The organism is Shewanella sp. UCD-KL21, from assembly GCF_001957135.1.
Taxonomy (GTDB): domain Bacteria; phylum Pseudomonadota; class Gammaproteobacteria; order Enterobacterales; family Shewanellaceae; genus Shewanella.
Genome location: NZ_MPHK01000006.1, coordinates 61,568 through 87,422, shown reverse-complemented (window position 1 = coordinate 87,422; position 25,855 = coordinate 61,568). Strand labels below are relative to the sequence as shown.

Here is a 25,855-nt window from a genome sequence, read left to right as displayed (position 1 = left end):
ACATTTCATGGATTGCAAAGTAATTGAGCAGATTTTATCAGAGGCGTTAACCCTAGATGAAGTACATGTGACTTCAGATGGTAGCCACTACAAAGTGGTTGCAGTTGGCGAAATGTTCGACGCTATGAGTAAAGTGAAGCAGCAGCAGACCATTTATGCACCACTGAATGAACATATTGCCAGTGGTGAGTTACATGCGCTTACTATCAAGACTTTTACGCCGACTCAGTGGAAGCGTGAAAAATTATTTAATATGTAAGCGTAAGACTGAGTGTAGAGAATTAGTGTGGATAAATTAACAATACAAGCCAGCAAGCCCCTTGCCGGGGATGTGACCATCTCTGGTGCCAAGAATGCGGCTTTGCCGATTCTGTTTGCTGGTGTTTTAGCTGAAACTGACTTTAACATTTCGAATGTACCTAACCTTCGCGATGTAAAAACAACCTGTGAATTACTTCGCTGCCTAGGTGCTGATGTCACTGAGTTAGGCAATAGCCAATATCGTATTTCAACCACTAATCTCAATGAGTTTTGTGCGCCATACGATTTGGTTAGAACCATGCGCGCCTCTATTTTGATTTTAGGGCCGTTACTTGCTCGATTTGGAACCGCTGATGTGTCATTGCCTGGTGGCTGCGCTATTGGCGCCAGACCGGTGAACTTGCATTTGCAAGGGCTAGAGCAAATGGGCGCGACCATTGAGGTCAAAGAAGGTTACATTAAAGCCAGAGTTGATGGCCGCTTAAAAGGCGCGCATATCTTTATGGATATGGTCAGCGTTGGCGCCACAGAAAACCTATTGATGGCTGCGACCTTAGCTGATGGTGAAACCATTATTGAAAACGCCGCTCGCGAACCTGAAATTAATGATTTAGCGCATTGCTTAATTGCAATGGGCGCAAAAATTACCGGTGTTGGCAGCGCAACCTTGCGCATTCAAGGGGTTGAAAAGCTCTCTGGTTGTAACCACAGAGTGATGCCTGATCGCATCGAAACCGGCTCATTTTTAGTGGCAGCAGCTGTGACGCGCGGAAAAATCCGCTGTCTAAGCGCTGATCCTTCAAGCCTAGAAGCGGTACTGGCAAAGCTTGAAGATGCTGGCGCGGTGATTAATACTGGCGACGATTGGATTGAACTTGATATGCAAGGCAAGCGCCCTAAAGCGGTTAATATTAAAACTGCGCCATATCCTGCATTTCCAACGGACATGCAAGCGCAATTTTGTGTGTTAAACGCATTAGCTGAAGGCACCAGTCATGTGACTGAAACGATTTTTGAAAATCGCTTTATGCATGTACCAGAGTTAAGCCGTATGGGCGCTGAAATGGAGCTAGAGGGTAACACCTGCATCATTAATGGTATTGAGCGCATGAACGGTGCACAAGTGATGGCGACAGATCTACGCGCTTCAGCGAGTTTGGTGATTGCAGGCCTTATGGCTGATGGCACTACCACAGTTGATCGTATTTATCATTTAGACCGTGGCTATGAGCATATCGAAGAGAAGTTTAAAGCCATCGGCGGTGAAGTGGTTCGTATTGCATAAGCTGCAGATTGCTTAAGCTGTTTACGAAAGCTTTATCGTAAAAAATAAAAAGTCAGTTACCTAAGGTAGCTGACTTTTTTTATGATTAACTTGTAACTTGTAACTTGTAACTTGTAACTTGTAACTTGTCATTTGCGCTTAAGGCACGACAGCCTTTTCACCAATAATCACTGGCACATCATAAGACTTACCTTCACGGATGATGGTCATTGTAATGCTATCTCCGGGCGCTGTTTCAGCAATTCTATCCATCAGCATTTCAACCCCTGGGACACTCTCTTCGGCGTAAGCGATAATCACATCTCTTGGACGCAGTTTTGCATCTGCCGCAGGCCCTTTGGGATCAACAGCGGTTACCAGTACCCCTTTTAAATCCGGTAAGTTGAGGATTTGCGCCATCACAGGGCTTAACGGCTCGCCTGAAATCCCTAACGCGCCACGAATAACGCGGCCATTTTTAATCAATTTACCCATAATGCTGTGGGCTAACTTTATGGGGATGGCAAAGTTAATGCCGTGGCCGCCACCTTCATCACCGATTTGAAATGCGGCAGTATTGATGCCAATGAGCTCGCCAGTGGTGTCGATAAGTGCGCCGCCAGAATTACCGGCATTAATGGCAGCATCGGTTTGTAAGAAATCAAGGTAGCCTGAACTTAAGCCGTTTCGGCCGGTTGCACTGATAATGCCTTGGGTAATGGTTTGGCCTAAGTTGTAAGGGTTACCAATGGCAAGCACCACATCGCCTACTTGTGCAGGTTTGGATAAATTGATTGGCACAATAGGCAGGTTATCACCTTCTATTTTAAGTACCGCTAAATCAGTGACTGGATCTGAGCCGACAACCTCAGAGGTAAACTTTCGGCCATCTTGCAGTGCAATAACAATTTCATCAGCTTTTTTGATGACATGGTAGTTAGTTAAAATATAGCCTTCTTTACTCATGATAACCCCAGATCCCAAGCCTTGAAGCGAGCTTGAATTTAATGGGCTATTTTGATCTAAACTGAGACTATAAATATTGACCACAGCAGGCGCTGCTCGGCGAACGGCTTTAGCAAAGGATAAGTCATTGTGGTGCTGGGTAGTGGTTAAGCCATTATTGAAATTACTGTTGTTGGTTATCGAAGTAACAAATATGAAAGCGGCCGCCATGACTAATCCAAATGCTACAGCTTTGGTTAAATATAAAATTGTGTCTTTGAAATTCATTGGCTGACTAAATTATGAAAAAGTACCCAAGATATTATCATGATTAAAAAAATTAAGCATCGTAACAGGGCTACGATGCTTATTGGATAAAACAACAAGGTTTATTCGGGAGTGCTTTAACGCAGCACTAAGTACAGCAGCTTATTGTCGCGCAATATTTTCAATGCGACCGCGCCTTGCTGGGTCTTTAGCTGCTCTTTTAAGTCTTTAAGGCTTTTTACTTTGCTGCGATTTAGCCCGACAATTAAATCGCCTTTCTCGAGTCCATTTCTGGCGGCTGGCGATCCTTGAGCTACCTCAGCAATTTCAATACCTTTACGGCTATTACTTAACTCTGCCCCTTCAAGCATTGGGTGCAATGCATCAGCACTGGTGCCTGAACTGGTATTAGACTCGCCAAGAGTGACATTAATGGTTTCATTATCACCATCGCGAATGATGCCAATTTTAACCTTAGCCCCAGCGCCCATGGTGGCGACCTTTGCACGCAAGGCTTGGAAGTTTTTAATCTGCTTACCATTGACACTGACAATGATATCACCCGCTTCTATACCTGCTTTGTCAGCGGCGCTATCAGGCATGACTTCACTAATAAAGCCGCCGTGCTGGGTTTCAAGACCAAAGGCTTTGGCCAATTCATTATCTAAGTCTCGCCCCATAACGCCAAGTACGCCACGTTTGACTTCGCCGTGTTCAATAATTTGATTAATAAGGTTGTTGACCATATTGGCCGGAATAGCAAAGCCGATACCAACGTTGCCGCCGCCTGGCGCCACAATGGCGGTATTAATACCAATTAATTCACCGTTAAGGTTAACCAAGGCGCCGCCGGAGTTACCGCTATTAATAGCGGCATCGGTTTGGATAAAGTTCTCCAGCATTTCAATCCCTAAACCGCTGCGGCCTAGGGCGCTCACAATACCTGAAGTCACGGTTTGCCCTAAACCAAAGGGATTACCAATGGCGATAGCAAAATCACCGACACGGATATCATCAGAGTTGGTTTGTTTAACTTGGGTAAGGTTTTTCGCTTCTATTTGTAATAGAGCAATATCAGATTCAGGGTCGGAGCCAATGAGTTTTGCGTCAATTTCGCGGCCATCATGCAGACCAATTTTAATTTCATCAGCGCCATTAATAACGTGGTTGTTAGTGACAATATAACCTTCTTTAGCGTTAATGATGACCCCTGAGCCTAAGCCTCTAAAAGGGCGTTCACGCACTTGTTCTTGGGGGGCGTTAGGGCCAAAGAAATATCGAAACACATCGGGAATTTGTTGTTTAGAGGTTTGGGTGCCGCTGACGGCTACAGAGACAACAGCAGGAGTGGTTTTCTCTAGCATGGGAGCGAGGCTAGGTAGCGCTTGGCCATTAACAGTTTGTGGAATTGCAGCTTGGGACAACGCCGGCATTAACGATAAAGAGGCGGATAATATCGCTGCTGAAACTAAGGTTAATTTGGGTTTCATTGATTCTTGCTCCTTGAAAATTAATCTTTGCTTATACACATATTATGGGTGACTGGCGTAAATACAACTTCAGTTTAGCTGTATTGACTATATAACCTCGGAGTGATTTAAGTTTCAATAAGTTCAGCCATAATTAACAAAGGTTAATTTTTATATGGTTTACCGTTACGTCAGTTAAGGGTGATATGTTATGGTTATGTCGAATTTCAGCAGTATAAAGAGAGTAGTCCCAGTGTCGCAGTTAAGCCCTTGGCAGCATTACCAGCAAGATTTAACCCGTGAAGGTTTCTCCCATGATTTAGCCCAAGAGCAAGCGGTAAAGTCATTACAACGTGTTTATGAAGAACTTATCGCTGCCGATGTTCAGCAGTCTTCATTGAGTCGGCTGTTAGGTTCAATCGGCCTTAAAAAGTCAGCTCCTAGCGTCAAAGGCTTATATTTGTGGGGCGGAGTAGGCCGTGGTAAAACTTATTTGATGGATACTTTTTTTGATGCGCTGCCAACGGATAAAAAACTGCGAGCCCACTTTCATCGCTTTATGCACCAGCTGCACCATGACTTAGGCGAGCTTGACGGTGTTCAAGATCCGTTAATCACTATTGCTAACAAAATGGCGCAGCAATATAACATCATCTGTTTCGATGAGTTTTTTGTTTCTGACATTACCGATGCCATGTTACTGGGCACCTTGTTCCAGCACTTATTTAAAGAAGGGGTCGCGTTAGTGGCCACCTCAAACATCATTCCCGATGATCTCTATAAAAATGGCTTACAGCGCGCAAGATTCTTACCCGCCATCGCCTTAATAAACCAAAACTGCGAAATCCTCAATGTGGATTCGGGGATTGATTATCGCTTGCGAACCCTTGAGCAAGCAGAGATTTACCATTACCCACTGGATGAGCAGGCTGACACCAACTTGTTAAGCTATTTTGCCCAGCTTGCTCCAGAATCAGAAGTCTTCACTGACGCCATTGAAATTGAAGGCCGTGAGGTGAATATTCGCCAGCAATCCCAAGGGGTGCTATTGGCGAACTTTAGAGACTTATGTGACGGGCCTCGATCTCAGCGCGACTATATGGAAGTGGCTCGTTTATACCATACCGTGCTATTAAGTGGGCTTGAACAAATGGGCTCTGCCACAACCGGTGATGATATTGCGCGGCGATTTCTCGCGATGGTAGATGAGTTTTATGAGCGTAATGTGAAGTTAATTATTTCCGCCGAAGTTTCCTTAGAGGATATTTACACCGATGGTTTACTCAGTTTTGAGTTTAGACGCTGCCGCTCAAGATTGATTGAAATGCAATCACATGACTATTTAATGCTAGAGCATTTACCATAAATAGTTATTGAGGGACGAAATCAGCTAAAGCATCGGAGAAGTTTTTTAGAAAACTATCAGAAATTAGGTGATTTTTAACTCAGCTTTGTCTATAATCCGCCACCTGCCCTCGTTACTCCACCGAATTTGGGTGGACGATTTAAACCAATTTCAGCTCGAAGGGGCTTTGAAATGGTCATTGTGTTGTTTGCATTCCGCATTCAGCATTGAGACAGAATTTTAAACATTGGGTTTTTGTAAAAATGAAGACTACATTTACTGCTACACCAGAAACAGTCACACGTGACTGGTTCGTCGTTGATGCCGAAGGTAAAACTTTAGGTCGTATCGCTACTGAAATTGCTACTCGTTTACGTGGTAAGCACAAGCCAGAGTATACTCCTCATGTTGACACTGGTGACTACATCATCGTTATTAACGCTGAGAAAGTTACTGTGACTGGTAACAAAGCTAAAGGCAAAATTTACTACTCACATACAGGTTTCATCGGTGGTATTAAGCAGATTTCTTTTGAAAAGCTGCAAGATCATAAGCCTGAAATGATTATCGAGAAAGCAGTTAAGGGTATGTTACCAAAAGGTCCTTTGGGCCGTGCTATGTTCCGTAAGCTTAAAGTTTACGCTGGCACTGAACATAACCATGCTGCACAACAACCTCAAGTTCTTGATATCTAATACGGGAGTAAGCTAATGTCTGCAACTCAGTACTACGGCACTGGCCGTCGTAAAACATCAACTGCTCGCGTATTCGCTAAAGCAGGTAGTGGTCAAATCGTTGTTAACCAACGTCCACTAGATGTATATTTTGGTCGTGAAACTGCTCGCATGGTTGTTCGTCAGCCTCTAGAGCTAGTTGAAATGACTGACAAACTTGACATCTATGTAACTGTTAAGGGCGGTGGAACCACTGGCCAAGCAGGTGCAATTCGTCACGGTATTACTCGTGCATTGCTTCAGTTAGACGAAGCTCTACGTCCTTCTTTACGTTCTGCTGGTTTCGTTACCCGTGATGCTCGTAAAGTTGAGCGTAAGAAAGTTGGTCTACGTAAAGCACGTCGTAAGCCACAATTCTCAAAACGTTAATACGTTTTCAGAGTTCAAAAAACCCAGCTATATGCTGGGTTTTTTATTGGCTTTTTTTGGGTAAAAACGCTAATGAGTCATTTGATGTAATGCGATGACCGCTTAGAAGCGTTATGGTGTAGTCGATGTTTTTGCTAGTGATCAAACCAAATAGTGGAACTAGACGATGAATTTTCAAATGTTGATGTTTGCCATGGGGCTTGTTTTGGTACTTGAAGGTATCGGACCCTTATTATTTCCGCAGCAATGGAAAAAATATTTAGCCGAATTTTCGATGCAAAATAAGAATACTCTCAGGAGGTTAGGTGGCTGCCTAGTCTCTGCAGGCATAGTACTATTAATAATTTTCGCATAAAATACTTGCATATTACCCCCTAAAATCTGTTAAAATTCGCCTTTATACCGCAACCTTGCAGCAGACGATGGGCAAAAACGTAGTAGTACTCGGCACTCAATGGGGTGACGAAGGAAAAGGTAAGATTGTCGACCTTCTAACAGAACAGGCAAAATATGTAGTTCGTTACCAAGGCGGCCACAATGCTGGTCATACTCTGGTAATTGACGGCGATAAAACCGTACTTCACTTAATTCCGTCAGGGATTTTACGTGATAATGTGAAATGCATTATCGGTAATGGTGTGGTATTGGCTCCTGATGCTTTGATGAAAGAGATCAACATGCTTAAAGAGCGTGGTGTTCCTGTCGAAGAGCGTCTTCTTATTTCAGAAGCATGTCCACTGATCCTACCTTTCCATTGTGCTCTTGATGTAGCTCGCGAAAAAGCGCGCGGCAATCAAGCTATCGGTACAACGGGTCGTGGTATTGGTCCAGCTTATGAAGATAAAATTTCTCGTCGTGGTCTACGCGTTGGTGATTTATTCAATGCAGAGCTATTCGCAGTTAAATTAAAAGAAGTGATGAAATATCACAACTTTATGCTAACTGAATACTATGACTGTGACGCAGTTGATTATCAAACTACCCTTGATGATGCATTAGCGATTGCTGATTATCTTAAGAGTATGTGTACTGATGTTACTGAATTACTTGATACAGCCCGTAAAGCGGGTGAGCCTATCTTGTTTGAAGGTGCACAAGGTACGTTACTTGATATCGACCATGGTACATACCCATATGTGACTTCATCAAACACTACAGCAGGTGGCGTCGCTACCGGTTCTGGTTTTGGTCCTCGTCACTTAGATTATGTTCTAGGTATCATGAAAGCTTACACTACACGTGTAGGTGCAGGTCCTTTCCCAACAGAGCTTGAGAATGAGATCGGTGATTACTTAGGTCATAAAGGTCAAGAGTTTGGTGCAACTACTGGTCGTAAACGTCGTCCAGGTTGGTTAGATGCTGTGGCAATGCGCCGTGCAGTTCAAATCAACAGTGTTAGCGGCTTCTGCCTAACTAAACTTGACGTTCTTGACGGTCTTGAAGAAGTTAAGATCTGTGTTGGTTACCAGTATCCTGATGGAACTGTAGAAACTGTCACACCACTTGCAGCTGAAGGTTACGAACAGGTTACTCCTGTATTCGAAACTATGCCTGGCTGGAGTGAGTCTACCTTTGGTGCGACTTCAATTGAGCAACTGCCACAAGCAGCGCTTAATTATATTGCTCGTATCGAAGAGTTACTTGAAGCACCTGTTGATATCGTATCAACCGGTCCTGACAGAAACGAGACAATCGTATTAGTTAATCCATTTAACTAACACATAAAAAGGCCGCTACTTAGCGGCCTTTTTAATATGTAAAATTAATAAACCTTAGACGATAAAATTGAAACAGTAACTCCTCGCAATTTCTCTTCTTTTTACTGCTTTTTTAAAATTATTTTGGCAATTAAATAACCACTAAATATTGTTGTTTGTGCAGTTAATACTCAAGATATAGGCTATAATGCCGATGCATAGAGTAACTAAAGTGTCATTGAGAATCGTTATGCTGCGTTTATGTTTGTTGGTGTTGTGCTTACTGCCGAATTTAGCTGTTGCTGAATTAACCGCGGTGGATATCTATGGTGATGAGCAATTAATTAAATTGATCCGCAATGATGTCTATTTAAAGAAAGTTAAACGCGATGACTGCCAACTAGTACAAGATATTGAAGCTAGAGCAGAAGTACTCCAGCAGCCCATGTATCAGTTTTTATGGGCTGAAATGCTCAACCATGGTGTGTGTGTCGATAAGCACGCTTCCCGTGGCATGGCGTTATTACAAACTGCTGCAGAGCAAGGTAGCGCTGAGGCGATGCTGAAACTGGCCGAATATTACTATCACGGTGAAATGGTAGTACAAGACAAAAATCGTGCAGTGCAATATGTGATGCCGGCAGCAGCCAATGGCGATCTGCCTGCAAGATTGATGTTAGTTCGCCTGTACGGCGAAGGTTATGGTAGCCCTGTTGATTATCAATTAGGTTACCATTGGTTATATAACAGCGTATTTAATGATGCCGCGACACAGAAAAAAGCCACATCATTATTGCAGATGTTAGCCGCTAAAATGCCCGCCAGTATAATAGAGCGAGCACAGCAGCCACAGCTGCACAACCGCTAAGACTCCCACGAGGGAGTAAATTATTTGGAAATTGAATGATCATCGATCCTCATTTTGAGAGAGAGCAAGACAAGTACGAAAACCCAATCCCAAGCCGTGAATACATATTAGAGTATTTGCGTGAGCAAAAGTCACCTGTCACCAGAGAACACATCGCCGCCGCGCTAAAAATGGTTGATGAAGACCACTTAGAAGCGTTAAGAAGACGACTGCGCGCCATGGAGCGTGACGGACAGCTGGTGTATACCCGTGGCCATAGTTATGGTCTTCCTGAAAAAATGGATCTGCTTACTGGTACGATTATCGGCCATCGTGATGGTTTCGGATTTTTTAAATCTGATGAAGGCGGTGACGATCTCTTTATTAATAATCGTGATATGCAGATGTATTTTCACGGTGATAAAGTGTTGGCGCAAAAAGCAGGTTCAGATCGCCGTGGACGCCGTGAAGCGCGTATCGTTCGTTTAGTTCAGCAGCGCAGTGCGCCATTAGTCGGCCGTTATCATGTTGATGCTGGCATGGCATTTGTGATTGCAGATGACAGGCGTATTACCCAAGAAATCTTGATTGCCAAAGAAGACGCTAATGGCGCCAGAGCTGGCGACGTTGTTGTACTTGAATTAACCCGTCGTCCTGGACGATTTGTTAAAGCGGCAGCCAAAGTGACCGAAGTGCTCGGTAAAACCATGGCCCCAGGTATGGAAATTGAAATTGCCCTGCGCAATTACGATTTGCCTCACAAATGGTCAGCTGTGATTGAGAAAAAACTGAAGCGTATTCCGGATGAAGTTCCAGAGTCTGATAAACAAGGTCGCGTCGATTTACGGCATTTACCCTTAGTGACCATTGATGGCGAAGATGCCCGCGATTTTGATGATGCTGTTTATGCTGAAACTAAACCTAGTGGTGGCTGGCGTTTATGGGTGGCAATTGCTGATGTGAGCCATTATGTACGTACTGACTCGGCATTAGATGATGAAGCGAGATCCCGTGGTAACTCAGTGTATTTTCCATCACAAGTTATCCCGATGCTACCAGAGAAAATCTCTAATGGTTTGTGTTCACTAAATCCCCATGTCGATCGCCTTTGTATGGTGGCTGAGATGACCATTTCAGCTGCGGGTAAACTATCGGGTTATAAGTTTTATCCGGCAGTGATGCACTCACATGCGCGTTTTACTTACACCCAAGTGGCAGCCATGCTAGAAGGTGGCAACATTGCCCCTGAGCATGAAGCTTTGTTCCCGCATCTTCAGTGTTTGCAGTCGTTATATTTAACCTTAAATGAGCGCCGCGCAGAACGTGGGGCGATTGCGTTTGAAACCGTTGAAACCCAGTTTGTGTTTAACGAGCAACGTAAAATTGAAGCGATTGTGCCGCGTAGCCGTAATCAGGCCCATAAAATCATTGAAGAATGTATGATTTTAGCCAACGTCGCTTCAGCTAAGTTTGTTAAAAAGCATAAAGGCGAAGTGCTATACCGAGTGCATGAGTCACCTTCAGAAACCAAGTTGGCCAACTTCAAAGAGTTTCTGTCAGAACGTGGTTTATCAATGAATGGCGGCACTGAACCTACGCCGTCAGATTATCAGGACTTAATGCTGAAAATTGCAGATAGACCGGATGCTGAATTAATCCAGGTCATGTTACTGCGCTCAATGAGACAAGCAATATACACCCCTGATAATGACGGCCACTTTGGCTTGGCGTTAGAAGAGTATTCGCACTTTACCTCGCCTATTCGTCGTTATCCTGACTTAGTCTTGCATCGCGTGATCCGTTATTTGTTAGCGGCCGAGCAAGGTGAGATGAAGCAGAAGTGGACCCCAGAAGGTGGTTACCATTATCTACTTGAAGAGCTAGATAAACTGGGGGAAGAGTGTTCAACTACTGAGCGCCGTGCCGATGAAGCCACACGTGATGTCAGCGACTGGCTTAAATGTGAATACATGCAAGATCATGTTGGTGATGAATTTGAAGCCGTTATTGCTTCAGTGACCAACTTTGGTTTGTTTGTACGTTTAAAAGATTTGTATATCGATGGCTTAGTGCATATCTCAAGCTTAGTCAGCGATTATTACCAGTTTGACCCAATGCGTCAGCGTTTGATTGGCGAAAACACCCGTAAGGTTTATCAAGTGGGTGATGAGGTCAATGTCAAAGTTGCCGCGGTTAACTTAGATGATCGTCAAATCGATCTGATCATGATTGGCGATCACGGTAAGAGCCGTAAAAAAGCCAATAAGAAGCCATTAACAGCCAGAGAAAGAGCCAATCTTGAAGGCGCGAAAATGGGCGCTTCAGCAAAAGGTGAACCTGCAGCAGAGTCGCCAGCAAAGGGGCGCTCAGGCAAAGCCGGTAAAAGCACAGCAGGCAAAGCGAAAAAATCTGCCACTAAAGGCGGAAAAAAGCGCAAACCTGCAGCTAAAGCTGCAAATAGTTCAGCGGCTGGTGTAACATCACCGGCTGCTAAAAAACCATCGACTAAAGCAAAGCGCAAGAGAAAATAAGTAAATGAAAAAACAAGATATCATTTTTGGCATTCACGCAGTAGAAGCTTTGCTAAGCAACTCACCTGAACGCGTCATTGAAGTTTGGGTATTACAAGGTCGTGATGATGAGCGTTTATTGCCATTAATCAAAAAAGCGACAGAGTTTGGTGTGTCTGTACAAAGTTCAGGACGTAAAGTACTTGATGATAAAGCATCGAGCACTCAGCATCAGGGTATTGTTGCACGAGTAAAAGCCGCAAAAATTCTTGCTGAGGCAGATTTAGATGCGTTACTTGCGAAAACTGCACAACCATTTTTGTTGATCCTTGATGGCGTTACCGATCCCCATAACCTCGGCGCTTGCCTGCGTAATGCCGATGCAGCCGGTGTGCAAGGGATTATCGTACCAAAAGATAACTCGGTGGGACTGACGTCAATCGTGAGCAAGGTTGCTTGCGGCGCGGCTGAAACGATTCCATTATTCCAAGTTACCAACCTTGCCCGTACTATGCGTCATATTCAGCAAAAAGGCGTGTGGATTATTGGTGCAGCCGGTGAAGCGGATTGTGAGTTATACCAAGCAGACTTAAAAGGGCCTTTAGCCATTGCGATGGGCGCAGAAGATAAAGGTTTACGCCGTTTAACCCGCGAAAGCTGTGATTCAATTGTTTCAATCCCGATGGCGGGCAGTGTTTCAAGCTTGAATGTATCAGTGGCGACCGGTATTTGTTTGTTTGAAGCTGTGCGTCAACGTTTAGTGAAGTAATTTACTGAGCTGTACAGCAGATAGTGAAACGGGCCTTAGGGCCCGTTTTGTGTATCTGGAATGTTGAAAAGGCTCATTACAGGCCGCTGTAACAGCGCTGCAATTTATTGGAAAGTATATAGCAAGTTAAATGTGGTAATGGTATCGGTTTTTACACTGTCTTCAGGTACTACCGCTGTGTATCTCACGTTCACTCCGAGTTTAAAGGCCCAGTCCTGTAAAAAGGTATTTCTGTAACTGACGTCTAAGGTCAAGGTATTGTTATCTTCACCCACTTCTGAGGTCAAATCGGCATTGAGGCTAGTATATTCTTGCAGTTTCACATTGTACTTGGCTGCGGTACGCAAAATGATGTCTTGGTTGGCTGCAGGGTTTAAGTCTGTATCTGTTGCTTTGGGTAAGTCATAACGGTAACCGGGGCCGACTTCTATGCTTAGGCTCTGGGTATAGTTTGAGAGTAAATCAAAACCATAACCGGTAGAAACCGTCGACAGTTTGGTATAACTACCAAAATCATCCCAGGTAAATTCACCGCGGCCAAAAATATAGCCGCTTTCTAGCTTATAACTCGACTGGGCAAATACATCATACTTTTCAGCCGTAGTAGAGTCTTTATCTGCGGCGTAATACACCTTAAAGGTAAATTCCTGACGGGCTTTTTCAGTATCGTAATTTAAGTAGGTGCGGCCATTAAAGTTTTGCGATTGGTTATTACCAGTATTGAGTTGCATACCGGCTTCAATTTCAGCCTTAAAGTCACTAGGGGGCTCTTTATAGTCTGGGGGAACAAGTGCCCACGCTGAAGACGTTGTGATTAGAGAAGACATAAAGATACAGACTTTTTTCATTACGTTGTTTCTATATAGTTATTAGGAACGCCTGAAATACGGATGAAGCGCCATAATACCTGTATTCGCGGTAGCTGCAAAGCGCTCAATGGCTTCATATGTGTATTCAATATCAAATTAAATTTCACGCTGGTTATTGTTTTTCGCTGGGTATTTTCATTATTTACCCACATTGCTGCTGATACCTGCTGGAGTGAGTTAATCTGTCAGAGGTAATAAAGCATGCACCACACAAGTATTGCTTGAGTTTTGTGCGGGCTTTATGTATTATCCCGCGCTTAAATCAGTCATTTTATTCCGTTCCTTGCCTCCAACTTGGTCTGACTGAGCCACACGTGAGGCTAATTAACCGTAAGGAGCAATAAATGCGTCATTATGAAATCGTATTTATGGTTCACCCAGATCAAAGTGAACAAGTCCCAGGTATGATCGAGCGTTACAGCAGTGTAATCACTGATGCTAACGGTACTATCAGCCGTTTAGAAGATTGGGGTCGTCGTCAATTGGCTTACCCAATTCAAGACCTACATAAAGCTCACTATGTTCTTATGAACGTAGAAGCAACTGCAGAGTCTATCGAAGAGTTAGAAACAGCTTTCCGTTTCAATGACGCTGTTCTGCGTAACATGGTAATGCGCACTAAAACTGCTGTTACTGAAGCTTCTCCAATGGCTAAAGCAAAAGATGAGCGTGATTCACGTCGTGCTCCTACTGCTGCACCAGCTGCTGAAAAAGAAGTTGAAGCAAGCGCTGAAGAAACTGCTGAATAATTAGTCTGTGATTAATCACTTAGTGTTGACCGGAACGATAACTCGTTCAAAGCGTTTTGATAGTCCCAGCGGTATTCCCCATAAGGTGATTACGCTAGAACACAAAACACAGCGGTATGACGATCAAATGTTGAGAAATGTTTATTGTCTGATCCAAGTCATATTAAGTGGTAAGCGCTTTAACAGCGTAACAGAAGAATTAAAAGCAGGTGTGCAGGTCCAAGTTGAAGGGTTTATCTCTTTACAACAAGGGCGAAATGGCCAAAATAAATTGGTTTTGCATGCCGAAAATGTCGAATTGAAAACTTAGGAGACTGTCAACATGGCACGTTATTTCCGTCGTCGCAAGTTCTGTCGTTTCACCTCTGAAGGTGTTGCAGAAATTGATTACAAAGATATCGTTACTTTAAAAAACTACGTAACTGAAAGCGGTAAGATTGTTCCTAGCCGTATTACTGGTACTAGTGCTAAATATCAACGCCAACTAGCTCGCGCGATTAAGCGTGCTCGTTATCTTTCTCTACTGCCTTACACTGATTTACATCAGTAATCGCAGTATTTAAATCAGAGGAATTAGATAATGAACGTTATTCTGCTTGATAAAATCGCTAACCTAGGCAACTTAGGTGACCAAGTTGCTGTTAAAGCTGGTTATGCTCGTAACTTCCTTTTGCCACAAGGCAAAGCTGTTATCGCTAATGACGAAAACGTTAAAGTTTTCGAAGCACGTCGCGCTGAATTAGAAGCTAAATTAGCTGCTGAATTAAGTGTTTGTACTGCTCGCGCTGAAAAGCTTGCTGCATTAGAGTCAGTTGTTATCGCTTCTAAAGCTGGTGACGAAGGTAAATTATTCGGTTCAGTGGGCAACCGCGACATCGCTGATGCAGTTACTGCAGCAGGCGTTGAGCTAGCTAAAGCTGAAGTACGTCTACCTTTAGGTGCTTTACGCAACCTAGGTGACTTTGAAGTTGAAGTTCAACTTCACACTGAAGTTAAATCAGTAGTTAAAATCTCTGTTGTTGCAGAAGATTAATAGCTCATTGATTTAAATAAAAACACCGCCAATTGGCGGTGTTTTTTTATGTCTGAAATTTAGGATTTTAAAGCTTCAGCTGTACCTGTCATGGGATGGGTAAAAGTCACCCCAAGCTCGTTGGCACAAGTTGGGGCGCGATACTCTAATCTCTTACTAGCTCTAACTCATCAATCAAGTTTTGGGCGTTATCAACTTTATCCATCATCCATAGGATGTAACGAAAATCTACGTGTACAGCGCGGGTTATCGTTGGGTTAAAGAACCAGTCTTTAGTAATCGCTTCGTAAGTTGAATCAAAGTTAAGGCCAACCAACTCGCCTTTACCGTTAAATACCGGTGAACCTGAGTTACCACCTGTAGTGTCAACACTGGATAAGAAGTTAACCGGCACTGAGTTAAATTCTTCTGGTGTATCAAGGCAAGAGAATAAACGACAAATCCATGAGCGTGGATCTTGATAAACCGATGCAACAGAGTGCTCACCGTTATCATTGGCTTTAATTGCCGCTAATAGCTTTTGTGGCGCGTTATAAGGCGCTTCTCCAGTATGTTTAGCCACTATGCCTTCGAGACGGGTAAAAGGCTGCTTATAGAGTGCATCAGCTGACTGATAACCATCGACCATGCCGTAGGTGATCCGTAAGGTGCGATTCGCATCAGGGTAAACAGGCCAGTCATTGGCTTTGTAATAGCTGATGATGGCTTTCATGTATTCAGGTCGAGCGGTTGATAACTTACCTTTTAAGGTGTTTTCAGCTTTTTCCTGTGCCATGTTGGTGTCGTGCAGCGCTACCGCTAAGCGAATAAACGGATCTGAGCTGGTTTCAAAGGCTTGGGCATCTTTGTCCATCCAGGCTAAACGCTGCTCTTTGTCCATTAAGGTGGTTAAGGCGTAATAGGCATCTAATTTTGCTGATAAAGCTTCAGCATCAGAGATTTTATTCAGTGCGTTATCAAGGATTTCAACGCGCTGGTTTTGCCCCATGTAAGCGTTCAAGTCTTGTAGCCACAAGGTTTTATCGACACTGGCATCAAAACTTCTATCAAGGCGTTTCAAGTTAGCGGCAAACATTTTCATATCACGCTGCTGAAAACCTTGCTCACGCTCTGCATCGGGTAATTGCTTTTCTTTGGCTAAACGATAGAGCTTTTTCGCTGCGGCAAGTATTGCACTTGATTGGGCATTGTTAAAATAATAGTCAGTTTGAATGAGGTTATTTTGCTCAGCCAGTAATGCTTCTAACTCCCCAATCAATTGATGGTTAGCATTGGCGTCTTTTTTAAGCCAAGCTAAGAAGTTATCTTCACGTGATTGCTTAATACCGACAATATCTGTGGCTTTAAAACCATCGAGTAACCCGTTCAACTTTTTCATTCTGTTTGCCATAGAGGCAAGGTTACCGGCGTATTTAATCGCAATGGCGTTATTGTCGGCAGCCATGTGATTAATGGTGTCGATTTGCAGTTGATAGCGCTTAGCATAGGTTGGATACATCCAATCACTGGCAAACTCTAATTCACTGGTTAGGCGGTAACGACTGGTCGCTCCCGGATAGCCTGCAGCAAACACGCCATCTCCGGCTTTAACGCCATCGGCATTAATTTTAAGATAACTTTTTGGCTCATAAGGCACATTGTCTTCAGCATAACTTGCCGGTTGGCCGTCTTTGCCCACATAGGCACGTAAGAAGGTAAAATCGCCCGAGTGGCGTGGATATTCATAGTTATCAATATCGCCGCCAAAAGCACCTACGCTTTCAGGTGGAGCATATACCAGTCTAACATCACGAATAATGAGTTGTTTAATCAGGTAATACTCAAGTCCATTATGAAAGCTGCTGACTGAACAACGATAATTTTCGTCGGTTTCACAGTCTTTGATTAATGCTTTACGGTTTGATTGGATATCTTCATAACGGCTAAGAGGGTCGCGACTTAAATTCGCATTCACTTGAGAAGTAACATCCGTTACCTTCTCAGTGATGTATAATCGCTCATTAGGGCCTGCTGATGGCTCCTCTTTTTTAGTATTAGCTAGAAAGCCGTCAGCTAAGTAATTATGCTCAGTTTTGCTGTTATATTGGATAGCTCGATAGGCACAATGGTGATTGGTCACAACTAAGCCTTGGGGAGAGACAAAACTGGCGGTACAATAGCCCAGACCCACAACCGCATTCATTGGATACTGGGTTAAATCTGCAAGCTGTTTCGCAGGAATATCGATGCCGCGTTGTGCTAATTTATCTGCAATAGAAGGCATTTGATAGGGTTGCCACTGACCTTCATCGGCATAGGCAAATCCAGAAGACAGCACAAGGGCTGCAACGAGTGCATAACGCATGTTCTTTCCTTATTTTTTATTATTTATTGTTGTTATTTATTATGATTGTTTATCCGTGTTGGGATAAATGTTACGCGATATCATTGTACTACATGTTTGCATGACCTCGGTGTTATACCATATTTACAAACAGGTTGGGAATTGGGAGTTTGAATGTCACAGAAAGGTCCTTTTAAAGCCAGAGAAAGGTTCAAAGATGCTCAAGTTGATGCGCTGAAATTACCGCCGCATTCAATTGAAGCTGAGCAATCGGTTCTTGGTGGGTTGATGCTTGATGCTGAGGCCTGGGATAGAGTGGCTGAAGCGCTTGTGCCCGAAGATTTTTATTCTCGCTCCCATCGGATGATTTATGCTGCGATGAGCCGTTTGGTTGAAAGCAGTCACCCGATTGATTTGATCACAGTATCAGAGCGCCTGGAAGTTGAAGATCAATTAGAAGATGCTGGCGGCTTTGCCTATTTAGGTGAAATTGCTAAAAATACCCCGAGTGCGGGTAATATTTTATCTTATGCCGACATTGTACGTGAGCGCGCTGTCGTACGTGACATGATTGGTGTTGCCCATGAAATTGCTGATGCAGGCTATAACCCTGAGGGTCGTAACTCCAGTGATTTACTGGATTTAGCCGAAACCAAAGTATTTAAAATTGCAGAGTCGCGCGCTAATGCCAATGAAGGCCCTGAAGGGATTAAATCGATCCTTGAAAAAACCGTCGACAAAATTGAGCAGTTATACAATAACCCCCATAACGGTGTGACAGGTGTATCAAGTGGTTTTACCGATCTTGATAAAATGACCGCCGGCTTCCAATCGGGTGACCTTGTTATTGTGGCGGCGCGTCCTTCAATGGGTAAAACCACCTTTGCGATGAACTTGTGTGAACAAGCAGCCATGAACGAAGATAAACCTGTGCTTATTTTCAGTTTAGAGATGCCATCAGAACAAATTATGATGCGTATGCTGGCATCACTTGGCCGCGTTGATCAAACTAAAATCCGTACCGGTCAGTTAGATGATGAAGATTGGGCGCGCGTTTCCTCAACCATGGGGATTATGCTCGAGCAAGGTAAAATGTATATCGATGACGGTTCAGGCTTAACGCCGACAGAAGTGCGAAGTCGTGCCCGTCGTATTGCGCGTGAATATGGCGGCTTATCAATGATCATGATTGATTACTTGCAGTTAATGCAGGTGCCTTCATTAAAAGATAACCGTACCTTAGAAATTGCTGAGATCTCGCGCTCACTTAAATCGTTAGCCAAAGAACTAGAGATCCCGGTCATTGCGTTATCACAGCTTAACCGCTCGTTGGAGCAACGTGCTGATAAGCGCCCAGTTAACTCTGACTTACGTGAATCAGGTTCAATTGAGCAAGATGCGGATTTGATCATGTTTATTTATCGTGATGAAGTGTATAACGATGATTCAGAACAAAAAGGTGTCGCAGAAATTATTATTGGTAAGCAACGTAACGGCCCAATTGGTCGCGTGCCGCTGGCGTTCCAAGGCCAGTTCTCGCGTTTTGATAATTATTCTGGCGCACAAGTCTTTGATGAAGATTAATCTCATCAGATAGGTATTTAGTCTTTGCGTTAGTCGTACCGAAAAGCCTCTGCTTTAACGCAGAGGCTCATTTTTTAGTGTTGTGTTGCTCAGTTATTTGAATGAAGCAATCAGTAAGGTCAGTTATTTGAAACCATTTCCCCGTGCTGAAATTAGTCGTAAAGCCCTGCAAGCTAACCTTGCAAGGCTGCGTGAAATTGCGCCCAACAGTAAAGTCATGGCTGTGGTTAAAGCCAATGGTTATGGCCATGGTTTACTCAATGTGGCCGAATCTGTCGCTGACTGTATGGACTGCGCCGATGGATTTGGACTGGCGCGACTTGAAGAAGCTCTTGAATTACGCCAAGGCGGTGTTAACGCTAAGCTACTGTTGCTTGAAGGCTGCTTTCGTCAATCTGACTTACCCACATTAGTTGAGCATAAAATTGATACCGTCGTGCATCATGAGTCACAATTGGTGATGTTAGAGCAATCGTCGCTTACGGCGCCCATTACCGTCTGGCTTAAAATTGATACTGGCATGCATCGTTTAGGCTTTGGTATTGAGCAATTTAATACTGTTTATCAACGCTTAATGGCTTGCCCACAAGTTGCCAAACCTATTCATTTAATGACCCATTTCGCTTGTGCAGATGAGCCTGACAACCCATTAACCCAAGTGCAAATCGATGCTTTTCAGCAGTTAATTAAAAACTTACCAGGCGATCGAACGCTAGCTAATTCTGCCGCTACGTTATTTTGGCCTCAAAGCCAGTGCGACTGGATAAGGCCGGGCATCGCACTCTATGGGGTATCGCCTGTACTGGGTGATAAAGGTGTTCATCATGGACTCGTTCCCGCAATGGAATTAGTGTCAAACCTTATTGCAGTACGTGAGCATAAAGCCGGACAAAGTGTTGGCTATGGTGCTTATTGGACTGCTAAGCAAGACACTCGTTTAGGCGTGGTTGCCATAGGTTATGGCGATGGTTATCCGCGCAATGCCCCTGAAGGCACCCCCGTGTTGCTTAATGGCCGCAGAGTGCCCATTGTTGGTCGAGTCTCTATGGACATGTTAACCGTGGATCTAGGTGCTGAGGCGCATGATCAGGTGGGTGATTCAGTGCAGCTGTGGGGTAAAGGCCTCGCTGTAGAAGAAGTGGCAGAGCACATTGGCACCATTGCTTATGAATTAGTAACCAAACTGACCCCAAGAGTAGTGGTTGATTTACAAGATTAAATTCAATTTAATTAATGGCTTACAGCCTAGAGCTTGAACCTTAAATTAGTCATAGATAGGAAGCATTAAGTGCAGTTGTATAAATCAGTCGTTATGATTTATTGCGTATTTTTTAGTATCGACAGTGTCGCCCAGTCTGAAGCTATTCATTCCGTAATTTCAAATGATCCAGAATATGTAACAGCCAGTAAAACCGCAGTGAGTCATCGCCCTGATACTGAAGTGGTTGTAGAGACTGAGCTTGTTGCTGAGATAAAACCACAGTCTGAGCAACAAAATACTGCTGAAAAGCCGTCTGCGGTAACGCCCGCTGAAAAAGCGCTGTCTCCAGAATTTGTCGCAGTGCCAATTGTCTTTTCAACAGAGACCTTGAGCACCACATTCGGCGCCGCAGGTGTCGTTAAGCACGCCGGTCAACCCCAAGCCGTAGCATTAGGCATTGGCTTATACTCTGCCAATGACAGTTGGCTAAGTTATGCAGGCTTTTATCATTATCAACTGCCACAGCTTGATCAATGGTTATTTAGTGCCGAATTGTTTCGTGGTCATTACGAGCAAGGGATATATTATTTGCCTAATAGTGACCTGTACCAGCCAAAATCCAATGACACCAGTCGAGTCATTAGTGTGGGTGATGAAGGCTTTAACAGGCTGACTATGGAATATGTATTACCTATTGCCAGAGGTAAGCATGGCGCAGAAAACGCGCTTGGGAAAATCACCACACCAATTAGCTGGAACCCATTAGAGTCAGGTGTTAGCTCTATCAGCTTAACCCCGTTTAGCAAGTACCGAGAGCTTGAAGCATTAGCCTATTTAGCTGACGAAGCCCGCGGTGTTGAACTGGCTGTTAACTGGGATAACCGCGATGCCAAACTAAATAGTACCGAGGGCGGGCAAACCAATCTAACTATCACCAAAGGCTTTAGTGTCGATGATAATCCAAGTTGGTTGATGTGGGAGTTCGAACAAAGCGCATTTATGTCCTTTGGCAGTAATCGTTGGTTTGAGCAACAAGTGCTGGGGGCCAATATCTACTTAGCCGATACCCCAAGCTGGGACAAGCACCATAACCAACAACTTCAGCGACCTCCTAGTTTTGCCGGGGTGTCATTGGGTGGCTTTGAGCGTTTGCGAGGTTACTCTTCAAAGCAGTTTACTGGTCGCAGCGCAGTCAATTATGCTCTTGAGTATCGGGTTACGCCTCAATGGCAACCACTGCAATCACTACCTGTGTTTAATCTATATAACATTCCTTGGTGGCAGTGGGTATTATTTGCCGAAGCTGGCAATGTCACTAATGAGTTTGAGTTAACTGCTCTGCATGATGACATGAAAACCAACTACGGCGCAGGCATACGTTTTGAGGTTGAAGGCATAGTGATAAGAACCGACTTTGTTGCCGGCGGTGATGAAAGCCAGTTTTGGGTTATGGTTAATCAAGCGTTTTAGCTTTAATGTGGGTAACGATTACAGCTTAGCTTCATTAATGGTGTTTTCGTTTAATCGTTCATTTATTACGAGTACGAGATGGCTAAGCTAGATAAATTCAAATTCTTGGTGTATTTTTGAACTAACAAAGGAATGATGTGAGCCACTGCAGATAAAAGTCTTCCATTAAAATTTTGTTCACCTAGCGCTGAAATTTTATTGCTGTGCACATCATTGCTCATTGATGTGTAGTAATTTTGCTTGGTATTAATGAAGATTTAAAGAATAAACTTTCTTAAACAAAGGATTGTTACATATGCATTTAGGGACGAATCGCACCGATGGTTTTACATTAATTGAGTTAGTTGTAGTCATCATCATTTTAGGTGTATTAGCGGTCATCGCAGCGCCCAAATTTATAGATATCAATCGAGATGCAAAAATCGCTGTGGTTCAAGGCGCTCATGGTAGTATTAAAGAGGCGTTAGAAATGATCCATTTGAAAGCTCAAATCGATAACAAATTGGGCGATAACGTCAACGTTGAAACACAATACGGTAATTATCAGTTTTATCGAGGCTACCCAGAAACTCGAAGCGAAGCCACCAACCCTTACTTGTATTTTATCGAGACATTCTTAGACTTCGGCACGCCCAGCAATATAGTCAAAAACAACTCAACGAGAACTGCCAATTATGGTGATTTAAATGCCTATGAAGATAATGGCTTTTCGAGAATAGGTTATGGCAGCGGAAATTTATTAGCCGATCAATGCTACACCGAATACCTTCATACCAGTGCAACAGAAGCCGTTTCGATTGAAACAGATGGTTGTTAAGTTACCCCACTTCGCCTTTTATTCCTCACCTCAATGGACATCACGAGCTAGAGATAATGTATCTTAGCTAAGCTAAAGTTAACGATGTCGCTGAAATCGATATAACTCTCCATCATCCTCCTCATGGGTATCAGCGCACTTTGTTTAATAGCAACGACCTTGTGTGAAGCAATAACTTAAGGTTTATTATTTGCTTAGACCTATCTTTCTCAATGAGTAGAGCAATTAATTCCTCAAGCACTTCTTTCATTGTCCCCCTGACTTTTAAACAATACACAGTATCGTTTTTTCTTGTGCGTTTATTGATGGTATAATTTGCCATTACGCATACTCCAGCAGTTCCCCCGAGAAGGACTAAAAGGGTGGAATACGTTAAAAAACACGTTTTCACATGCTGGTGATAATCGAATTGAGCTAGTGCAAACTACTGATTAATAATAAGGTTTTACAAAGTTGATTAATAACAAGATGGACCGCTCGATTTCAATCGCTCCAATGCTTGATTGGACCGACAGACATTACCGCTACTTTGCGCGCCTGATGTCTGCACATACTGTGCTTTATACCGAGATGGTGACGACAGGGGCGATCATTCATGGCCAGGCTGATTATTTAGCCTATAACCAAGAAGAGCATCCGCTTGCTTTGCAGCTTGGTGGGTCTAACCCTAAAGATTTAGCCACCTGTGCCAAACTGGCTTTTGAACGCGGTTATGATGAAATCAATTTAAATGTAGGTTGTCCATCAGATAGAGTTCAAAGCGGTCGGTTTGGCGCTTGTTTGATGGCTGAACCCAAGCTAGTGGCAGAATGTGTTGATGCTATGAAGCAAGTTGCTGATATCCCTGTGACGGTTAAAACCCGTATTGGTATCGATGAGCAAGACAGTTATGAATTTCTCACCGATTTTGTTGATACGGTTAAAGCTACAGGTTGCGATACCTTTATTGTCCATGCCAGAAAAGCGTGGTTACAAGGGTTAAGTCCGAAAGAAAATCGTGAAATTCCAGAGCTTAACTATGAGCGGGTGTATCAATTAAAGCGTGATTATGCTGATTTAAATATCAGTATTAATGGCGGCGTTAAAACCATTGAAGATTCATTGGTGCATTTACAGCAACTAGATGGGGTCATGATTGGCCGTGAGGCGTATCAAAATCCTTATATATTAGCTGAAGTGGATCAACGTATTTACGGTGACGACAAAGCGGTGTTAACTCGTGAGCAAGTGATTGAACAAATGGTGCCTTACATTGAGCAGCATTTACAGTCAGGCGGGCGTTTAAATCACATTACTCGTCACATGATTGGCTTATTTCAAGGGTTACCTGGCTCAAGGGGCTGGCGAAGATACCTAAGTGAAAACGCCCATAAGCCGGGGGCGGGTGTTGAGGTTATTTGGGATGCGGTTGAAAAAATGCATCAAAGCAGGCCGCCTGCGGATGTGACTTTCTACCCTAATAACATGAGTAATGATTAAGTCTTTATTCGTTAAAATAGCGCCTCATTGAGGCGCTTTTTTTATGCCTGTAGCTTAGCTAATTAAGTATTAGCTAAATTCACTATCAGGATGGTGAAAATGACTAATTGTTTAATTGTTGCTCCGTGCCTTTTGTGAGCCTGTTTTTGTTTAAAGTTAATATAACTACTATTAATCAGTTGTTTATGTTGTTTTTTCAAACTTGGCACGTAGCTTGTAATAACCATGGTGTACCCAACATTAGAAAAGGAAAACATCATGTTTAACTCAACATCAAATGAAAATTCAGTGGTTAGTTCATCATCTACAACAACCAATCACATGTTTAAGAAACTGGCATTAATTGCTGTTATCGCTACTGCAAGTATTGGTGCTCAAGCAAATGAACTAAATAGTACTGACATGGTAGAGGTATTAGAAGCTCGTTTGACTGATGCAACCACTGAAATGCTACAAACAGCCAGACAAGAAATTAGCTTGAGTTTACATAGCCAAATAGCTGAACAAGTTTTTGAGTTAAACAGCTCGCTTGAAATGACTGACGATGTAATAGCAACACAATCAGACACTGCTTTAGCAAGCAATGAGGACTGATTTATGGATTTAATGATGATATTTCATTTAGCAGATCCGTTAACGTCTTTACTACTGCTTCCTGTTTTTAGCTTTATCGCATGCTCGATAATGATATGTGGGTTGCAGTGGTACCAATTTAATAGTGTCAAGGCAATGTCTGCTGAACTGGCTTCAATGGAGATCGCAGGAGAACAACAATGAACTTAACAGACATAGAAAAATGGTTAACAACCGATGACAGCTTGATATGTGGCGCATCACACGGATTAGCAAAACAATTTGGCTGGTCAGTATTATGGACGCGAGTGTTAACCCTAGTGGCAATTTTAATGAGCCCTAGCATCGGACTCATTGGTTACTTTGTTACTGCCATTATCATGACCCAGAAAAAATCCAGATATTAAACTGAAGTATGAACGCTGCTGTAGTTCAAGATTAGTTCAGCATTATCATTCATACTTCAGTGTTAAATGACTATTTTGCTGGTTTATCCCAGCGCAAATGATATCAATGCTTAAACCAGAGACTACTTCGTTAAAAAAGCTTGAAACCGAGCTTTGGCCTCATCACTTTTTAGTCTTTCACTAAACAACACTAACTCTTTAAGCATTTGCTGTTTCACTTCAGCTTGGTTATGCCTTAATAACTGTTTAGATGCCTGCAGCGCCAACGGTGGCTGAGCAGCTAATTTCTTTGCTTGTGATAATACAAAATCATCTAATTGTGATTGCTCAACCACTTGGTTGATAATATTTAATTCTTTTGCGATGCTGGCAGTGAAGCTTTCACCCAATAAAATAAGTTCAGCCGCTTTTTGTTGCCCAACAATAAGGGGAAGTAACAAGCTCGATGCCGCTTCAGGAACTAATGCGAGATTGACAAAAGGTAACTGAAATTTAGCTGTATTGTCCGCATACACTAAATCACAGTGAAGTAATAAAGTGGTACCAATACCCACAGCAGCGCCCGATACTGCGGCTAGCAGTGGTTTTTTTATCTCAAGGATACAATGCAAAAATTGCACAGTTGGGTGGGTTTCGTTTAATTCACCGCTACCGAGGAAATCGCTAATATCATTACCCGAGGTAAAGCAATTACCTTCGCCTCTTAATATAAAGGCACGAATAGCATTGTCGAGCTCACCTTGGATCAGGTATTCTGTAAGTTGTTGGTACATTTTAAGATTAAAGGCATTTCGTTTTTCGGGACGATTAAAACTGATAATGCGTACGCCTTGATCATCTTTTATCTGAATCTGACTCATAGGTTGTTTTCCT

At 43.2% G+C, this 25,855-nt stretch carries 26 protein-coding genes; 21 read left to right on the top strand and 5 right to left on the bottom strand.

From position 1 onward, the window contains the following. Positions 1-7: 7 nt before the first annotated feature. Together BM739_RS07380 and murA are read left to right on the top strand one after the other, a co-directional pair. Positions 8-259: a BolA family protein gene (locus BM739_RS07380; RefSeq protein ID WP_076539160.1), complete on the top strand. Its 252-nt coding sequence runs from the start codon at positions 8-10 to the stop codon at positions 257-259. Positions 260-286: 27 nt separating this feature from the next. Continuing rightward, on the top strand, positions 287-1,546 hold the full coding sequence (gene murA, locus BM739_RS07375) for a UDP-N-acetylglucosamine 1-carboxyvinyltransferase (RefSeq protein ID WP_076539159.1): 1,260 nt from the start codon (positions 287-289) through the stop codon (positions 1,544-1,546). Positions 1,547-1,684: 138 nt separating this feature from the next. On the opposite strand, the gene degS is transcribed toward murA, so the two are convergent. Both degS and BM739_RS07365 read right to left on the bottom strand, forming a co-directional pair. After that, positions 1,685-2,758 carry an outer membrane-stress sensor serine endopeptidase DegS gene (gene degS, locus BM739_RS07370; RefSeq protein WP_076539158.1) on the bottom strand — a complete coding sequence of 358 codons (1,074 nt, stop codon included), beginning with the start codon at positions 2,756-2,758 and terminating at the stop codon, positions 1,685-1,687. Positions 2,759-2,874: 116 nt separating this feature from the next. Continuing rightward, positions 2,875-4,227: a DegQ family serine endoprotease gene (locus BM739_RS07365; RefSeq protein ID WP_076539157.1), complete on the bottom strand. Its 1,353-nt coding sequence runs from the start codon at positions 4,225-4,227 to the stop codon at positions 2,875-2,877. A 232-nt stretch (positions 4,228-4,459) separates the two neighbouring features. Between BM739_RS07365 and zapE the strand changes: the two genes are divergently transcribed. The 8 genes from zapE (at position 4,460) to rlmB (ending at position 12,477) form a co-directional block, all read left to right on the top strand. Further along, complete coding sequence (zapE, locus tag BM739_RS07360) at positions 4,460-5,572, top strand: cell division protein ZapE (RefSeq protein ID WP_076539154.1); 1,113 nt, start codon at positions 4,460-4,462, stop codon at positions 5,570-5,572. 242 nt (positions 5,573-5,814) lie between these two features. After that, positions 5,815-6,246 (top strand): 50S ribosomal protein L13, encoded by a 432-nt coding sequence (rplM, locus tag BM739_RS07355; RefSeq protein WP_076539151.1) that lies wholly within the window; start codon positions 5,815-5,817, stop codon positions 6,244-6,246. A gap of 15 nt (positions 6,247-6,261) precedes the next feature. Further along, positions 6,262-6,654, top strand: coding sequence for a 30S ribosomal protein S9 (rpsI, locus tag BM739_RS07350; protein WP_076539149.1), 393 nt, complete (start codon positions 6,262-6,264; stop codon positions 6,652-6,654). A 166-nt stretch (positions 6,655-6,820) separates the two neighbouring features. Next, entirely contained in the window at positions 6,821-7,009 is a 189-nt protein-coding gene (locus BM739_RS07345; protein ID WP_076539146.1) for a DUF2065 family protein, read from the top strand. Positions 7,010-7,076: 67 nt separating this feature from the next. Further along, the gene (locus tag BM739_RS07340; protein ID WP_076539144.1) at positions 7,077-8,372 is read left to right on the top strand and encodes an adenylosuccinate synthase; all 1,296 of its coding nucleotides are present in this window, start codon (positions 7,077-7,079) and stop codon (positions 8,370-8,372) included. Between the two features lie 193 nt (positions 8,373-8,565). Then, the gene (locus BM739_RS07335; protein ID WP_175609500.1) at positions 8,566-9,219 is read left to right on the top strand and encodes a tetratricopeptide repeat protein; all 654 of its coding nucleotides are present in this window, start codon (positions 8,566-8,568) and stop codon (positions 9,217-9,219) included. Between the two features lie 35 nt (positions 9,220-9,254). Continuing rightward, a complete protein-coding gene (rnr, locus tag BM739_RS07330; protein ID WP_076539140.1) occupies positions 9,255-11,729 on the top strand; it encodes a ribonuclease R in 2,475 nt (824 codons plus the stop codon). 4 nt (positions 11,730-11,733) lie between these two features. Continuing rightward, complete coding sequence (gene rlmB, locus BM739_RS07325) at positions 11,734-12,477, top strand: 23S rRNA (guanosine(2251)-2'-O)-methyltransferase RlmB (RefSeq protein ID WP_076539137.1); 744 nt, start codon at positions 11,734-11,736, stop codon at positions 12,475-12,477. A gap of 104 nt (positions 12,478-12,581) precedes the next feature. Here rlmB and BM739_RS07320 read toward each other — a convergent pair whose 3' ends face one another. After that, positions 12,582-13,304 (bottom strand): YdiY family protein, encoded by a 723-nt coding sequence (locus BM739_RS07320; RefSeq protein WP_139326838.1) that lies wholly within the window; start codon positions 13,302-13,304, stop codon positions 12,582-12,584. A 386-nt stretch (positions 13,305-13,690) separates the two neighbouring features. Between BM739_RS07320 and rpsF the strand changes: the two genes are divergently transcribed. Genes rpsF through rplI form a run of 4 tightly spaced genes read left to right on the top strand, consistent with a single transcriptional unit; the run spans position 13,691 to position 15,128 of the window. After that, on the top strand, positions 13,691-14,095 hold the full coding sequence (rpsF, locus tag BM739_RS07315; protein ID WP_076539132.1) for a 30S ribosomal protein S6: 405 nt from the start codon (positions 13,691-13,693) through the stop codon (positions 14,093-14,095). A gap of 7 nt (positions 14,096-14,102) precedes the next feature. Then, positions 14,103-14,405 (top strand): primosomal replication protein N, encoded by a 303-nt coding sequence (priB, locus tag BM739_RS07310; RefSeq protein ID WP_076539129.1) that lies wholly within the window; start codon positions 14,103-14,105, stop codon positions 14,403-14,405. 12 nt (positions 14,406-14,417) lie between these two features. After that, positions 14,418-14,645 (top strand): 30S ribosomal protein S18, encoded by a 228-nt coding sequence (rpsR, locus tag BM739_RS07305; RefSeq protein ID WP_055023454.1) that lies wholly within the window; start codon positions 14,418-14,420, stop codon positions 14,643-14,645. A 30-nt stretch (positions 14,646-14,675) separates the two neighbouring features. Then, complete coding sequence (rplI, locus tag BM739_RS07300) at positions 14,676-15,128, top strand: 50S ribosomal protein L9 (RefSeq protein WP_076539126.1); 453 nt, start codon at positions 14,676-14,678, stop codon at positions 15,126-15,128. Between the two features lie 145 nt (positions 15,129-15,273). Here the strand turns inward: rplI and BM739_RS07295 are convergent, their stop codons facing one another. Further along, entirely contained in the window at positions 15,274-17,472 is a 2,199-nt protein-coding gene (locus tag BM739_RS07295; protein ID WP_076539123.1) for a S46 family peptidase, read from the bottom strand. Between the two features lie 153 nt (positions 17,473-17,625). Between BM739_RS07295 and dnaB the strand changes: the two genes are divergently transcribed. The 7 genes from dnaB to BM739_RS07245 all read left to right on the top strand — a co-directional run bounded on the left by dnaB (position 17,626) and on the right by BM739_RS07245 (position 24,982). Continuing rightward, on the top strand, positions 17,626-19,035 hold the full coding sequence (gene dnaB, locus BM739_RS07290) for a replicative DNA helicase (protein WP_076539121.1): 1,410 nt from the start codon (positions 17,626-17,628) through the stop codon (positions 19,033-19,035). Between the two features lie 127 nt (positions 19,036-19,162). After that, complete coding sequence (alr, locus tag BM739_RS07285) at positions 19,163-20,254, top strand: alanine racemase (RefSeq protein WP_076539118.1); 1,092 nt, start codon at positions 19,163-19,165, stop codon at positions 20,252-20,254. Positions 20,255-20,323: 69 nt separating this feature from the next. Then, positions 20,324-21,706 carry a BamA/TamA family outer membrane protein gene (locus BM739_RS07280; RefSeq protein ID WP_083698092.1) on the top strand — a complete coding sequence of 461 codons (1,383 nt, stop codon included), beginning with the start codon at positions 20,324-20,326 and terminating at the stop codon, positions 21,704-21,706. 295 nt (positions 21,707-22,001) lie between these two features. Beyond that, positions 22,002-22,523, top strand: coding sequence for a type II secretion system protein (locus BM739_RS07275; protein ID WP_076539115.1), 522 nt, complete (start codon positions 22,002-22,004; stop codon positions 22,521-22,523). Between the two features lie 468 nt (positions 22,524-22,991). Next, positions 22,992-24,002, top strand: coding sequence for a tRNA dihydrouridine(20/20a) synthase DusA (gene dusA, locus BM739_RS07265; RefSeq protein ID WP_076539110.1), 1,011 nt, complete (start codon positions 22,992-22,994; stop codon positions 24,000-24,002). Between the two features lie 258 nt (positions 24,003-24,260). After that, a complete protein-coding gene (locus BM739_RS07255) occupies positions 24,261-24,596 on the top strand; it encodes a hypothetical protein (protein ID WP_076539105.1) in 336 nt (111 codons plus the stop codon). 179 nt (positions 24,597-24,775) lie between these two features. Beyond that, positions 24,776-24,982, top strand: coding sequence for a PspC domain-containing protein (locus BM739_RS07245; RefSeq protein WP_076539099.1), 207 nt, complete (start codon positions 24,776-24,778; stop codon positions 24,980-24,982). A gap of 122 nt (positions 24,983-25,104) precedes the next feature. Here BM739_RS07245 and BM739_RS07240 read toward each other — a convergent pair whose 3' ends face one another. Continuing rightward, the gene (locus BM739_RS07240) at positions 25,105-25,842 is read right to left on the bottom strand and encodes an enoyl-CoA hydratase (protein ID WP_076539096.1); all 738 of its coding nucleotides are present in this window, start codon (positions 25,840-25,842) and stop codon (positions 25,105-25,107) included. Positions 25,843-25,855: the final 13 nt, after the last annotated feature.